The sequence below is a fragment of the Paenibacillus sp. Soil522 genome (genome assembly GCF_001428245.1).
Classification (GTDB): domain Bacteria; phylum Bacillota; class Bacilli; order Paenibacillales; family Paenibacillaceae; genus Pristimantibacillus.
Genome location: NZ_LMRV01000052.1, coordinates 1 through 14532, shown reverse-complemented (window position 1 = coordinate 14532; position 14532 = coordinate 1). Strand labels below are relative to the sequence as shown.

Annotated in this window: 14 protein-coding genes; 4 read left to right on the top strand and 10 right to left on the bottom strand. The window is 49.1% G+C overall.

Annotated elements, in window-relative coordinates; all coding sequences use genetic code 11:
* Positions 1 to 57 precede the first annotated feature (57 nt).
* From ASG81_RS17105 to ASG81_RS17090, 4 genes are all read right to left on the bottom strand, one after another.
* A complete protein-coding gene (locus ASG81_RS17105; protein WP_056636635.1) occupies positions 58 to 702 on the bottom strand; it encodes a hypothetical protein in 645 nt (214 codons plus the stop codon).
* Between the two features lie 142 nt (positions 703 to 844).
* Entirely contained in the window at positions 845 to 1279 is a 435-nt protein-coding gene (locus tag ASG81_RS17100) for a CoA-binding protein (protein ID WP_056636633.1), read from the bottom strand.
* Positions 1280 to 1332: 53 nt separating this feature from the next.
* Entirely contained in the window at positions 1333 to 2628 is a 1296-nt protein-coding gene (gene aroA, locus ASG81_RS17095) for a 3-phosphoshikimate 1-carboxyvinyltransferase (protein ID WP_056636631.1), read from the bottom strand.
* Between the two features lie 78 nt (positions 2629 to 2706).
* Positions 2707 to 3231, bottom strand: a complete 525-nt coding sequence (locus ASG81_RS17090; RefSeq protein WP_056636694.1) for a shikimate kinase — start codon at positions 3229 to 3231, stop codon at positions 2707 to 2709.
* A gap of 145 nt (positions 3232 to 3376) precedes the next feature.
* On the opposite strand from ASG81_RS17090, the gene ASG81_RS17085 reads away from it, so the two are divergent.
* Entirely contained in the window at positions 3377 to 3700 is a 324-nt protein-coding gene (locus ASG81_RS17085; protein WP_056636629.1) for a hypothetical protein, read from the top strand.
* A gap of 13 nt (positions 3701 to 3713) precedes the next feature.
* Here the strand turns inward: ASG81_RS17085 and gndA are convergent, their stop codons facing one another.
* The 6 genes from gndA to ASG81_RS17055 all read right to left on the bottom strand — a co-directional run bounded on the left by gndA (position 3714) and on the right by ASG81_RS17055 (position 11606).
* Positions 3714 to 5126 (bottom strand): NADP-dependent phosphogluconate dehydrogenase, encoded by a 1413-nt coding sequence (gene gndA / locus ASG81_RS17080; RefSeq protein ID WP_056636628.1) that lies wholly within the window; start codon positions 5124 to 5126, stop codon positions 3714 to 3716.
* A 286-nt stretch (positions 5127 to 5412) separates the two neighbouring features.
* The gene (locus tag ASG81_RS17075; protein ID WP_056636626.1) at positions 5413 to 6009 is read right to left on the bottom strand and encodes a hypothetical protein; all 597 of its coding nucleotides are present in this window, start codon (positions 6007 to 6009) and stop codon (positions 5413 to 5415) included.
* A 251-nt stretch (positions 6010 to 6260) separates the two neighbouring features.
* Complete coding sequence (locus ASG81_RS17070; RefSeq protein ID WP_056636692.1) at positions 6261 to 7961, bottom strand: proline--tRNA ligase; 1701 nt, start codon at positions 7959 to 7961, stop codon at positions 6261 to 6263.
* 365 nt (positions 7962 to 8326) lie between these two features.
* Positions 8327 to 9487 (bottom strand): ABC transporter permease, encoded by a 1161-nt coding sequence (locus ASG81_RS17065; RefSeq protein ID WP_056636623.1) that lies wholly within the window; start codon positions 9485 to 9487, stop codon positions 8327 to 8329.
* The gene (locus ASG81_RS17060) at positions 9480 to 10649 is read right to left on the bottom strand and encodes an ABC transporter permease (RefSeq protein ID WP_056636621.1); all 1170 of its coding nucleotides are present in this window, start codon (positions 10647 to 10649) and stop codon (positions 9480 to 9482) included. The genes ASG81_RS17065 and ASG81_RS17060 overlap by 8 nt, the downstream gene beginning before the upstream one ends.
* A gap of 12 nt (positions 10650 to 10661) precedes the next feature.
* On the bottom strand, positions 10662 to 11606 hold the full coding sequence (locus ASG81_RS17055) for an ABC transporter ATP-binding protein (RefSeq protein WP_056636620.1): 945 nt from the start codon (positions 11604 to 11606) through the stop codon (positions 10662 to 10664).
* Positions 11607 to 11827: 221 nt separating this feature from the next.
* On the opposite strand from ASG81_RS17055, the gene ASG81_RS17050 reads away from it, so the two are divergent.
* The 3 genes from ASG81_RS17050 to ASG81_RS17040 are packed head-to-tail and all read left to right on the top strand — an operon-like array spanning position 11828 to position 14308.
* Positions 11828 to 12958 carry a sensor histidine kinase gene (locus ASG81_RS17050; RefSeq protein WP_056636618.1) on the top strand — a complete coding sequence of 377 codons (1131 nt, stop codon included), beginning with the start codon at positions 11828 to 11830 and terminating at the stop codon, positions 12956 to 12958.
* 40 nt (positions 12959 to 12998) lie between these two features.
* Positions 12999 to 13640 carry a response regulator transcription factor gene (locus ASG81_RS17045; protein WP_056636616.1) on the top strand — a complete coding sequence of 214 codons (642 nt, stop codon included), beginning with the start codon at positions 12999 to 13001 and terminating at the stop codon, positions 13638 to 13640.
* Between the two features lie 26 nt (positions 13641 to 13666).
* Positions 13667 to 14308 carry a DUF1054 domain-containing protein gene (locus tag ASG81_RS17040; protein ID WP_056636614.1) on the top strand — a complete coding sequence of 214 codons (642 nt, stop codon included), beginning with the start codon at positions 13667 to 13669 and terminating at the stop codon, positions 14306 to 14308.
* Positions 14309 to 14532: the final 224 nt, after the last annotated feature.

The following is a 14532-nucleotide window of genomic DNA, read 5'->3' as shown; positions in this document are numbered from 1 at the left end:
ACGAGCCTTAAAGGCCCGCCGTTGTTGATGGTTCTTTTCACTTATTTCTTTTCGATGTTAACGATTGCCGCCATAGTAAGACTGGTTTTGTGCATTTGATGCTGTGAAGCCGCCTAAATGAGAAATAACCGGTCCTGCCTGTTGGTAAGTATTTGTTGCTTGCAATACTGGGTTTTGCGAAGCTGTATACGATTGAGTCGGTGTCATGCCATAACCGCTTTGTGCATTTGATTGGTTAAAACCGCCAAAATTAGATGCTGCAAACTGTGCATTTTGTAAGCCATAGTTTGCTGCGGAAGTCTGATTGAAAGATTGTTGACGGCCTTGTTGACTATCTTGACCAGCTTGAAAGCCAACGTGCGAGATAACAGGACCAAAGCTTCCAAACGCCATTGCTGGTGATTGAGCGTAGCTTTGAACCGGTTGATGCGAAATGAATGAATTGTTCGTACCTGCCGGATTAGTCATATTCGAATAACCTGTAGGTGCATATTGTTGTGTACCTTGGTTATAGGAATTAAACGCTTGATAACCGCTTGGCTCGTTCGAAACAATTGAATTCGTTTGTCTGCCAAAAGTCGGTTGGCTGAGCTGTCCTTGGTAGTGAGATTGCACATTGCCGATAGGCTGAAATTGCGAGCCTTGGTTTTGGAATCCCTGTTGACCTTGGAAATTACCCGGTTGTTGCGAAAATTGATTCACGTCGTGTCCTCCTTGGATTACAATCATAATGTCTTCAAGTGAATGCCGCCCGCTTCGCTTTCGTTGTCCATACGGAAAGCAATTTCGGCACTCGCTCTTGAAGCCTTCTTATTGTGTAGGAGTGACCCTTTTTTTATAACAGTTATGTTTTGGATTTTCCTCCAGGAAGCAGGATAGAATCCTCAACCTTAATACAACGGTCCATTATGACTTCCAAGCCGCCTGCAGCCGCGATAGCTGCCGCTTCCTCGTTTGTTATGCCAAGCTGGAGCCAAAAGGTCTTGGCGCCAATAGCGACCGCTTCCTCTGCTGCCGGAGGCGTATACTCGCTTCTGCGGAATACATTAACGATGTCAACTGGTACGGGAATATCTTTAAGCGACGCGTAGCTTTTTTGTCCCAATATGGTATCGGCGTTAGGATTGACAGGAATAATCGTATAGCCCTTCGCTTGCATGGCCTCGGATACCATATACGACACCCGTTCGGGATTGTCTGACAAGCCGACAACGGCCACTGTTGTGCTTCTCTCTAAAATACCCTTAATCTGCTCACGAGTAGGATTCTCAAATGCCATCATAACACCTCAATCATTATTTTTTGAACAAAAACAATAGCGTCTTTCTACATTTAGTCTTCAACCCACTCGACATTTGCACCCAATGCTTTCAAATGATCGAAATATATCGGATAAGATTTCGCTACGTGATGAGCGTCGCGAATGCGGATTGGCTGTTTCGCGCGCAAGCCAACGATCGTCAATGCCATGATTACGCGATGATCGTAATGTGCATTAATCTCCACACCGCCTTCTACGCCCTCCGGACGGCCATGTACGATGATCTCAGCCTGAAGCTCTTCTACGTTCGCGCCTGCTTTGCGCAACTCATTCAAATAATCGGTAATCCGGTCGCATTCTTTGTAGCGCAGATTTTCTACATTATAGAAACGGGAAGTCCCCTCGGCAAAAACAGCCGCCGCAACCATCGCAAGTACTGCATCCGTTGCATGGTCGCCATCGAACTCAACAGCTTTCAGCTTTCCGTTTCCTTTCACATGAACGATCCCTTTCTCATGCGTAAGCGGAACCTCCATCATCTTCAATACATCAACAACGGCGCGTTCGCCTTGCTTGCTCTTCACTTCCAGACGGTGCACGATGACGTCCGATTCGGTTACGGCAGCAGCTGCTAGAATGGCTGCGGAGCCAGGGTAGTCCCCTTGTACGGAATAAGTTTTAGCAGCATAGCTTTGACCGCCAGGAACACGGAACCGCATGTAATCTTCATCCGCATGAATAACGATGCCGGCTTGCTCCAATACTTCAAGCGTTTGACCGACTACAACCTTCGATTTCAAGTCATGCAGCACTTCGATTTCACTATCCTCTTCTAATAGAGGAGTCAGAAACAGGAGCGCGCTCAAAAATTGCGAGCTTATGTTTCCTGATACTTGAATTTTTCCGCCTTTAGGAGCGCCGCCTTTCATGCGAATAGGAAGCTTACCATCATTGTGATCGATGGACACGCCCATCGCTGTTAACGTTTCAATCAAATCGCTGTGCGGACGCTTCCCAAGTGAATCGGGATAACGGTTAATGAAAGTTACGTCCGGGCACAACGCAGCAATAGCCATCAAAAACCTTAATACAGCACCTGCATTGCCCACATCAAGCTGATCGACTGGCTTCGGATGACGGCCAAAGCCGGTAATGACGATCTTCTCTTCATCCTCATCTACAATCGCACCTAGATCGCGGATGCAACGACGCATCGCATCGCTGTCCTCGCTATGGGCAGGATAATAAATCGTGCTCGTCCCTTCCGCGAGAGCGGCTACCAACAGGTAGCGGGTTGTATAGTTTTTCGAAGAAAGCGCTTGTAGTTCGCCTTCAAGCCTTGGTGTCGGTGTTACGATTACGTCCATAGTTCGTATGATCTCCCTTAACAATAATATATACTCTTTAACCGCCCGAGCGGCCGGTCAGAGTGATGATAACTCCGGTTATTGCTGAATAACCCATTGTTCCAATATGGCCGCAACGACCTCTTCTGCTGACATATTAGTAGTATCGATCGTAAGATGCGCAAAATCGTAAGCATGCTTGCGCTGCGCAAGCAGCAGAGTAACCCTCTCCACCGCATCGCCTTGCAGCAAGGGACGCTCCGTGTCCGACTTCACCCGAGCAATAATTTGCTCCGGACTTGCCTTCAGCGCGACGACATAGCCGTTTTTCAACATGAGCTCCCGGTTTACCGCGCTTAGTACGGCACCACCGCCTGTAGCTACAACGGCACACTCTTCATTTGCCAAAATCGATTCAAGCACCTTGGTTTCAATTACCCGAAAGCCCGCTTCCCCATCGTCCGCGAAAATGTCAGAAATCCGCTTGTTTTCAAGCCTTTCGATTTCCTCATCGCCATCGACCCGCTTCCAGCCCAGCTTCTCGGATAACAGCCTGCTGACGGTTGACTTGCCGGTTCCCATAAACCCGATTAGCACTAATTTCTTCAATTGCTGCCTTTCCATCGTAACCGTTTCACCCTTTTCGTTCTTGCTAAACCATTTTTTCTTCAACATCATATCATTTTTTTGTAATTGTAGGGTATAAAAAAGTTGCTAATGCCGTATGGATGATAATAATGTTTAATCAAGGATAGGAGTGAAGTTAACGGTGACCAGTGATCTTCATTTGTCCGCAACCCACCCGACTGAGAAACGTATCAATCGCATCCTCGATCCTGCTCATCCACTCTGTCGCTCTGATGTCATTTGGATGCTTGAATTTATTAAAAAAAAGGTGGCTGACGAAGATCCCGCCTTACTGGATCTTTCGCAGCCACGCTTAATGCAAAATTTTCTTTTCTTTGCCGAAGCAGCCATGTCACTCATTCATCGCAGACATTACAGCGCTCAAGAGGCAGATCGGCTTCGCGATTGGCTGCGTCAAGCAGCCTTTGGATTGAATCAGGACAATCCCCGCAAGCCGATGCTCTAACCGGCTTCCCTAATTAAGATTGCATCCAGTTGAAGTGGAAAGAGCCTTCTTTGTCCAAACGTTTGAACGTGTGTGCGCCGAAGTAGTCGCGTTGCGCTTGAAGCAGGTTCGCAGGCAGACGCTCTGTACGGTAGCTGTCGAAATAAGCGATCGCGCTTGCGAAAGCAGGAACCGGTACTCCGTTTGTAACAGCTAAAGCAATTACTTCGCGCCATGCGCCTTGGTAGGACTCTACGATGTTTTGGAAGTAAGGATCCAGCAACAGGTTGCGCAGGTTAGGATCACGGTCGTAAGCATCTTTGATGTTTTGCAGGAAGCGAGCACGGATAATGCAGCCGCCGCGGAAGATCATTGCGATTTCGCCGTAGTTAAGATCCCAGTTGTATTCTTCGGAAGCTGCACGCATTTGAGCGAAGCCTTGTGCGTACGAGCAAATTTTACTTGCGAACAACGCTTTGCGCACAGCTTCGATAAATGCTGCTTTGTCGCCTTGGAAAGGCGTTTTCGCAGGCCCGTTAAGCACTTTGCTTGCAGCAACGCGCTCTTCTTTCATAGCAGACAAGAAGCGGGTAAATACGGATTCTGTAATGATTGAAAGCGGAACGCCAAGATCGAGCGAGCTTTGGCTTGTCCATTTTCCAGTTCCTTTTTGACCAGCGGAATCAAGGATAACATCAACCATAGGCTTGCCAGTCTCAGGATCGTATTTCGAGAAGATGTCTCTTGTGATCTCGATAAGGTAGCTGTCCAGCTCGCCTTTGTTCCACTCGGAGAAAATTTCGTGAAGCTCTTCAGCACTAACGTCAAGAACGTTTTTGAGCAGGTCGTATGCTTCGCAAATCAGCTGCATATCGCCGTACTCAATTCCGTTATGTACCATTTTCACATAGTGGCCAGCGCCGTCAGGTCCGATATACGTGCAGCAAGCGTCATCGCCTACTTTTGCGGAGATTGAAGTAAGAATCGGTTCAACAAGCTCGTAAGCGGATTTTTGGCCGCCTGGCATGATCGAAGGTCCTTTCAAAGCGCCCTCTTCGCCGCCGGAAACGCCAGTACCGATGAAGCGGAAGCCTTTAGCTTCAAGATCTTTGCTGCGACGCACTGTATCAGGGAAATAAGCGTTACCGCCATCAATGATGATGTCGCCTTCAGCCAAATGAGGAACGAGGGAATCGATTGTAGCGTCTGTTCCCGCACCTGCTTGAACCATGATCAAAATTTTGCGCGGCACTTCAAGCGATTGTACGAATTCTTCAATCGTATAAGTTGGTACAAGGTTTTTGCCTGCTGCTTCTTTAACAAGATCGTCCGTCTTTTCACGGGAGCGGTTAAATACGGAAACTGTAAAGCCTCTGCTCTCAATGTTAAGGGCAAGGTTTTTACCCATTACGGCCAATCCAATTACACCAATTTGCTGTTTTGACATCTGGTTCTTCCATCCTTCATCGTCTATTTTGGGCCACAATAGTTTTATTTTACTCTTTTTATGACAAGAAGAAAACTATCTAAGAGGAAAAATGTCGTTTTAAAGGCATCAGAATTATTGACCGATTCACAAAGAATATCTTATATATGTACGAAAACCTAACATGAATGACAGAAATGCCGCCTGTTTTCACACATTAAGCGCAACCTAAAAACGATCAAAGGCTGTAGGTGCTTCACAGCTTTTGATCGTTTTTAGGTTTTCATAGCGGGATCAGCGTCTATCATCAAAGCTCTAGTTGCAGCATTTCTGAACGAAGTGCAATCAGCCGTTCTTTAGATTCAGCAACCGCTTCCTCATCGTTGCCTTGCAGCGCATCAAACAGCATCGACAGCTCATAATCCAGCTCATAGCGCAGTACGACGGCTCGTTCCTCGGCGCGCTTCGACTGAAACGCTCTAATCATTTCTTCTATTGTAACAAAAGGCTTCTTCTGATAAATAATCCGATGTTCCATACCGGACACCTCCACGAGTCGTATAATCTCACCGAACATAATACTCTCAATGACGATTTGACGATCTTTAATGCGCTTCACTACCGCATGTCCACGTGTGTCATTGATCAACTTTTCAATCAATTCTGATAATTTCTCGTCTTTGATGATGTAATCTCCGACAATCTTATAGCGATTCTTCATTCGCTGGAACTGAAGCTTGACGAGCTTGCGGCCGGTTCGAATGGATACTAGGAACTGCCCTTCTGTCTCACTCCAATACAAGGAGTAACCCTCCTGAATAAGATCGCGGATGAGATTTTGGATTTGCCGGCGGTCAAATCGCAGCTCCAAATTGCAGTATTCGACTTCATGGCTTTTATTCACGGCAATCCCTCCCTTACCTCAGTTTAGTTGACGAAATGTTCTGATAATTTGTTCTTATCTTCATCTTATACTCCATCTTATGTAATGGCAACTTGGATTATTGACTAATTTTACGATTATAAGCGGCTAAACTTAAAAAAGGGCGCGGCCGTCTCGAAATGATAACGGCTCGTTCCCTTTTTGCTTCATTATTCCATAGGCAGCAGTGGAAAATATAATAGCTGGCTATCCATTTCCGGTCTGCTTCCTTACTATTTTAGCGCTGCCGCTATCGCTTCCTCTAAGTCCAGCTTCTGTACAATTGCTTCATTCCTAAGCTTAAGCTCTACAATACCCTCAGCGGCATGCTTCCCTACGACGATGCGAATCGGTATGCCGATGAGATCGGAATCCTTGAATTTGACGCCTGGCCGCTCGTCGCGGTCATCCAGCAGCGTCTCTACCCCAGCCTCTTGAAGTCTAGACGCAATATGAAGCGCCAAATCCATTTGAGCCTGATCCTTCGCAGACACCGGAATGACATGAACGCGATAAGGTGCAATCGACTTCGGCCATATGATTCCGTTGCTGTCCGAATGCTGCTCAACGACGGCGGAAAGCAGCCTTGATACACCTATTCCGTAGCAGCCCATAATTAATGGCTGCTCCGTACCCGAACCGTTCAGAAATTTAGCGTTCAACGTTTCGCTGTACTTCGTTCCAAGCTTAAAAACATGGCCGACCTCTATTCCGAGGTGGAACGTCAAGCGTCCTTGCCCGCAGCGCGGACAGCAGTCGCCGGCTATCGCATTGCGATAATCGCCTGCCTGCGCATTCGCCAAATGATCGTCCGGGTTTACGCTGCCAAAGTGATAGTCCTTCTCGTTGGCTCCCGCTATACCCGCATCCATTGCCAGTACTGCATGGTCTGCAAGGATAGGGATATTTAATCCGATCGGGCCGGCAAAGCCGGTCGGCGCGCCGGTTACGCGCTCTGCCGTCTCTTGATCCGCAAGCTCCAGATTGTTTGCAGCCAAAGCATTCTTTACCTTTATCTCATTTACCTCATGATCGCCTCGTACGATGACGGCAACGGGCTTTCCGTCGGCTGTATAAATTAATGTTTTCATAAAAGCGTCCGCGCCTAGGCCAAACGCCTCCACAAGCTGGTCCACCTTTTTAATGTCCGGTGTATGAAGACGTTCAAGCTCTTTCTTCTGCGAAGCCGGCCCGTTATTTTCTTTATGCCCTATGCGGTACTCGGCTTTCTCAAGATTTGCCGCATAGCTGCAGGCATTACATGCGGCTATTGTATCTTCGCCGATATCGGCGAGCGCCATAAATTCATGCGTCCCGCCTTCGCCTCCTATAGACCCTGCATCCGCTTCTACCGCGCGGCAATGGAGGCCGCAGCGCGTAAAGATGCGGTTATAGGCCTCATACATGCTCATATAACTGCGGTGAAGACCGTCCCAGTCCGCGTCGAAGGAGTAAGCATCCTTCATTAGAAATTCTCTGCCTCGCAGCAAGCCGTACCGGGGACGCTTCTCGTCGCGGAACTTCGTTTGAATCTGGTACAGCGTCATCGGCAGCTGCCGGTAAGAATTCACCTCGCCGCGGACTAAGGCGGTAATCACCTCTTCGTGAGTCGGACCGAGCGTAAACTCCCGTTCGTGACGATCGCGCAGCCGAATCAGCTCAGGCCCGTAGACTTCATAGCGGCTGGATTGCTGCCACAGTTCGGCCGGCTGCAACGCTGGCATTAACACCTCTTGCGCGCCCGCTTGATCCATTTCCTCCCGCACGATTTGCTCGAGCTTTCTGAGCACGCGGCGACCAAGCGGCAAATAAGTATAGATGCCAGCCGCAAGCTGTCTGATTAATCCTGCCCGCAGCATCAGCCTATGGCTGGCCGCTTCCGCATCCGATGGCGCTTCGCGCAGCGTCGGCATGAATAGTTGGCTCTGTCTCATCATTGATTGCCCTCCGATTGTTCAAATTCCGGTTCCGGTAGAAAAACAAAAAGAACGCACTCGTAAGGGACGAATGCGTTCGTGGTACCACCCTCATACAGCCGCCAAAACATCAGGACAGCTCTCAATTTGATAACGGAACGAAAATTCCGGCAGCGGCTGCTTCTTCAATACCGCTGCAGCTCGCAAGGTAGGAATTAGTCAATCGTTCATAGAAGCCTTGCAGCCTGCGGGCTTCCTCTCTGTTATAAACGGTTGCTGACTAATATAGCCTTGGTCGGCGCTGTTAAAATATCGTTAACTTTTGACAAACTTACAATATAACGATATCGAAGTCAAGCAGATTTTGGCACCGAATGAAGTGTTCATAATTTGCTCGTGCGGTTCGGTCTAAGCACGGCCGATCCAAAGGCGATCATTACGGCCGCGAATAGAAGCAATATTAGAAGCTGCAGTCCGATATCTCTAAAGCTGCCCCCGCCGCCTAAACGGTCAATCGCTGCAATGGCCCATTTTTGCGGCGTAAAATTAGCGAGCTTTTGCATAAAATCAGGCAGGAAAGATAGCGGGAAAAAGCAGCCGCTGATCATGCAGGTCGGAGTAATGATTAAGGTGTTGATATGAGACAGCTGGGTGCTGTTGCGTATAAGCCCCGCTACCGCAGCTGCCAGGCCTACGGCCGCCAGCAAAAAGAATTCCAGCACAAGCAGCATCGGTCCGAAAGAGATGCCCGGCGAATAGCCGAATACGAAATAAGTTAAGCCGAGAACGATAACGAGCTGAATGGTACCCACAAGCATGCTGCCCATAAAATTGCCGAAGGCGATATCAATAGCGCGCAGCGGGGCGGTGAACATTCTAGCCATCGTGCGCTGCTCCCTATCCTCCATCACAAGGCCGATTGATTGGCTGACGAGCAGCATAAGAAACATCAAGATGAGACCGATCATCATCGGATTGGAAACGATATTGCCCAGCTTCATACCGGCGTTCTCCGCCACAGCCTTCGGCGACGCCTGCGCTTCAAGCAAAGCGGTTAGCTTCGTTATGTCTGCTCCTGCACCGGCTCCTGAGCTCTGAACAAGAGCGACTGAGGCAGCCAGCTTATTGCCTTCCGTTTCCAGCATGGCTGCCAGCAAAGCATTCCACAATTGCTCATTCATCCGGTAGAGAACCGCCTTGGACACGCCTCCTTCCAGCCATTCCTCCGAGTAATCGGAAGGGATACAGATGGCGGCATCTGCTTTCCCGTCTATAACCATGTTCTTAAGCTCCTGCTCCGTTACGTTCGGCTCCAAATGAATCTCGTATAAACTTTCCTGCTCTAATGAGGAAGCAAGGTAGCCGCCTAATATGCCGGAATCCGCGTTGTTTACGGCAATAACCGCTTTTTCTCCTTCAAAGCTGGCGAACAGCCCTGTCATGATCGATAAAATGATTGCGGGGAGCATCACGTTCATAATTAACCCGCGGCGGGATCCCATCGTCCTGCGTATGAGCTGTGCCGCGATAAACAAGCTAGGCATGCTGACTCACCACCTTAGGCAGCCTGACGACTGCGATTATAGAAAGTATGAATGCGATAAGTCCAAGCATCCCGATTTCACTCCATACAGCCGATGTGTCCGTACCGCTCATGATCGCTCGGAGGCTGGTATTAGCCCAATGATTTATGGTTAGTTTATCGGCACCCCCAATCATCGTTTCAATTCCGGTCATCATTCCGCCGCTCAGAAAGGTCATGCTGAATACAATAATGGTAAACAAGGTTTGCGTTGTTTTTCTAGTTCGGGCGAATGACGCAATCGTGATCGCCAGCCCTTCCCCTGCCGCAGTCGTAAACAGACAAATCAGTGTAATCCATCCAAAATGGCTGCCCCACTCTACGTCGTAAACATAGGCTGTGAACGCTACGATTACGACCGCTTGCAGTGCAGCAAGCATGACTGCTCCAACAATGATGCCGAACACGATCGCTCTAAACGAGCCAGGAATGGCATACATCCGCTGCAGCGTGCCGCTCTCCCTCTGATTCAGCAAGGCAAGCGCCCCCGACATGCCGCCATAAAGCAGGAACATAATTAAGTAGGCCGCTGAATAGTATTGAATCGCAGAGGTCTCGCCGAATTCTTGACTATCCCCCGCCCCTAGATTACGGGTCGCAATGGGAGATTCACCTGCCGCAGCCTGGCTATCCGCTACATCGGCTGCTGCTGCAAGCTCTGGTCCAAGCGTCTCCATAGCCGCTAGCCGCAAATTCACTTTTGCCATATAGCCGTTTACAACAGTATCCGCTGCAATATTTTTCTCTTCATATCGTCCTGAATACGTTGACCATTTCGCCGTTTCACCTGCAAGCATGCGCTTAGAGAAATCTGCTGGAATAAACACGCCGTAATCGGCAATCCCTTCGCGCACAAAGTCCTGCACTTCACCCTCCGATTCGGCTTTAAGAACCTTAATAAAGGGCTTAATGGCCTCATCGTTCCAGAACGAATCGATGCTTGCTCTCATTTCCCCCTGGTCCGCAGTGTAAAGCGCGACCTTAGCGGGCTTCATTTCCGTATCAAACGCGCTTCCAAGCAGCAAAATCAGCAATAATGGCAATCCAATCAATATGATAAGTACGGAACGCATCCGGCTGTATTTGATCAGCTCATAATAAGCAGTCGTCCACCATGCACGCATCGTAAGCACCTCCTATTCGTCACGCAAATTGCGCCCGGTCATTTGCAGAAAGAGCGACTCGAGATTCGGCTCTACCCGCGTCAGTTTGCGAAGATTAATGCCGTGCTTCTGAATAATAAATAATAAATCCTGTAAAATGGAAGGCGATTCCTTCACCGACACTTCAATCGTCATGCCGTTGTCGTGCTCATCCAGTTTCTGCACGCCAGGATGCTCCTCCATCTCAGTAAGCGCAGTTCCCGATTTCCGGTCGAGCTCGAAAACAAGCTTCTCTTCCTGCCCTACCTGACGCTTTAATTGTTCCTTCGTACCGCTTGCGATCAGCTTGCCTTGATCAAGAATACCGATTTTTGTACAAATCGCTTCAACCTCTTCCATGTAATGACTCGTGTAAATAACGGTCGATCCCAGTTTATTCAATGTTCGTACCGATTCCAAAATATGATTCCGCGACTGCGGGTCGATTCCTACCGTAGGCTCATCCATGATAATAAGCTTTGGCCTGTGCATGATGGCGCATGCGATATTGAGACGTCGCTTCATTCCGCCAGAGAACGTCGACGGCTTATCCTTGGCCCGCTCCAGCAATCCGACGAATTGCAGCGCTTCATCTACGCGGTCGCGGAGCAGCGAGCCTCTAAGGCCGTACAGCTTTGCAAAAAAAGTTACATTTTCCCTCGTCGTTAAGTTTTCATAGATAGCCAGCTCCTGCGGAACTAAGCCGATCCGCTTCTTCACCTCTAGCGGCTGCTTCCGGATAGAGTAGCCATCAACCAATATGTCGCCGCCGCTAGGCGCAAGCAAGCCTGACAGCATATGGATTGTCGTGCTCTTGCCTGCGCCGTTTGGACCAAGCAAGCCAAAAACTTCTCCTTCGCCGATATTTAATGTAAGATGGTTAACCGTTAATGCCGTATCGTATTTTTTGACGACCTCGCGAAATTTGACCAGACTCATCAATGCTCATCCTCCCGGTTTGTTTCTGATAAACCAATTGTACGTCATGGCGGACAGCGGTACAGGTCTCATTCGTCACCTTCTGAAGGTGACAAAAGTCATCTCTTGCCTTAAGCGTTAACAGCAGCACAAAAGTTGGATGAAAAGCTCTCTTCATTATCGTTCGTCCATGTAACATTATGCTATAATGAAGCAAATTCAGCTGCGGGAGCTATATCGACATGAATATCATGCTATTTCGGATTCGGGCTTTGCTGGTGGCGGTCCCTTCTATTATTAGCATCGTGAACGTAAGCGCAGGCTCCTATGCCATTTACACGAGCTGTGTGCTGGTTGCCCTGCTCCTAATAAAGGTTGGCTCCATGTTTCCTAAATACAGCAATCTCTTTCTGCTTGCGGAGTTGATCGGCTTCGCCTGGTTTTCCTATACGTATGGCGAAGTCCTGTTTCTCTATCTGTTCTCCACGCTTCTTTCGATATTCCGCTGCAGGCCTGCACCCGCTGTCTGCCTCCTTTGGTCCTCAATCGGACTCGCGGCTTTACTTTCAGGCTTGCACGGCAGAGACATGGATATTATTTTTGCCGTCGCCGTGCTCTGGGCCACTATGTCGGCCATTCTTTATGCTTCCAATGAGTTCGAGGATAAGTGCCACCAAATAGAAGACTTATATGAAGCGCTGGCCGCCAGCCATGCGGAGCTCGACGCAGCGAGACTCAGAATGCAGGATTATGCCTCGCAGGTTGAGTATAATGCGCAAATCGAAGAGCGGAACCGCATCGCCAAAGATATTCATGATGACCTGGGCCACCGGCTGATTCGTGTAAAGATGATGTCTGAAGCCGCTCTTCATTTATTCGATGCGGATGCGTCAAAGGCAAGGAGAACGGTTGAGCAAATACGCGATCAGCTGCAGGACAGCATGGAGCTGATGCGCCGCACGGTGCGAAGGCTTGCGGCAGATGGCGGGAAGGACGCCAGAAGATATGCGCTCGATCGGCTCGTGGAAGAATCAGCTGCAGCATTAGGAATAACCGTAAGCTTCCGGGTGACAGGGAACCCGAGGCCGCTTTACCCAAGTATGGAGCTTGTCTTATTCAAGAATGCGCAAGAAGCGATTACGAATGCCGTTCGGCACGGAAAGGCGACAGCCATTGCGGTTGATCTCGAATTCCTGGCCTCTAGCGTCGCGCTTACGATCGCTAATAATGGCAGCCTGCCAAGCGAGCCTCTAGAGGCAGGTCTTGGCATGAAGGGCATGAGAGAGAGAATTGCACTGATCGGGGGCCGGCTGGAGTGGCAGAAATCCGACCGGTTCTCGGTTACGACGACGCTGCCGCTGCTTGGCGGTTAACGAAGATAGCGCGCGTTTAGAAATGGAGATGTTCGAGCTGATGATCCAAGTGTTGATAGTGGATGATGACCCTTTTATTCGAGAGAGCATGAACGTCATTTTGGAGCTGGATAACGATTTGCATGTCGCCGGCGTATGTGCGAATGGGCATGAAGCAGAAGCGTTTGTCCGTCAGCATCCCGTCGATGTTGTGCTTATGGATATTCGGATGCCGGTCTGTGACGGCGTGGAGGGCACAAAACTGCTGCGCGCACTCGACCACCCCCCTGCCGTCATCCTCTTAACGACCTTCGATGATGATGCGTATATCGCACAAGCGATCCGTAACGGAGCGAACGGCTATTTACTCAAAAACGTTCCTCCCAGCCGCATTATCAGCGGCATAAAGACGGTGCATGAGGGCTCAGTGCTGATTCACCCCGATATTGCCCGCAAGCTGGCCGGGATGTTAGAAACGCCTCGGGCCGATACAGTCAAACCGGTAACGGTTACCGGTCTTACACAAGCAGAGGGGCAAATCGTTCGCCTGATCGCGGATGGCCAATCGAACAAGGAAATTGCCGCCTCTATGTTTTTAAGCGAAGGCACGGTCAAAAATTATATATCTGAAATATTAAATAAGCTTGAACTTCGTGACCGAACTCAAATCGCTATCTTTTATTTGAAATTATTGCACCAATGATTCTTTTATTGAAGGAGACCAATACGATGACAACACAGACCGCCGCCCTGGCAGGCTTCACGCAAGCCGACTTCGACGTTTTTGGAATCGAAGGGCTTGAAGATAGAATGGCAGCCATTCAAAATCAAATTCAGCCCAAGTTTCGCGCAATCGGCGAACGGCTTAGCGTCGACGCAGCTGTTCACGCCGGCAATGAAATGTATTTGCATGTAGCCAGACATGCAAGGCGCAAAGTAAACCCGCCTAAGGATACTTGGCTCGCCATTTGCAGCAATAAACGCGGCTACAAAGCACACCCGCATTTCCAGCTTGGATTGTTCGACGACCACTTATTTTTATGGCTGGCGCTTATTTATGAAGTGCCGAACAAATCCAATATTGCTACGGCCTTCCTGAACCAAATCGACGATGTGATCGCTGCCGTGCCAAAAGATTATGTGCTGTCACTGGACCACATGAAGAAAGAGTCTACGGCGGTCAGCGGCATGTCGAAGCAGGATTGGAAAGACGCACTCATTCGTTTCCGGGACGTTCAAAAGGCGGAGCTGCTAATCGGCCGCCATGTGCAGGCGGATGATGCCATTCTCCGCGACGGCGATGCGCTGCTCGCGCTGGCTTCCTCCACTTACGAGACGCTCATGCCGCTTTACCGAATGGCAAGCATATAAACAAGCGTAAACGGCTGTCGCCGTCCATGGCGGCAAAAGCCCGTTTCGCGGTGAAATATAAGTTTATTTATAAATGTGAAACTAATAAATTCTTATATTTTAACAAAAAGGCTGTACCCCTGGGTCATGATATGCTCCCCATACAGTAGACAGGTTAAATAATAAAACCTGCTGCTGTGAGGGGAGCTTTTTCATGTCAAAAGAACAGTATAGCGCACCAGAGA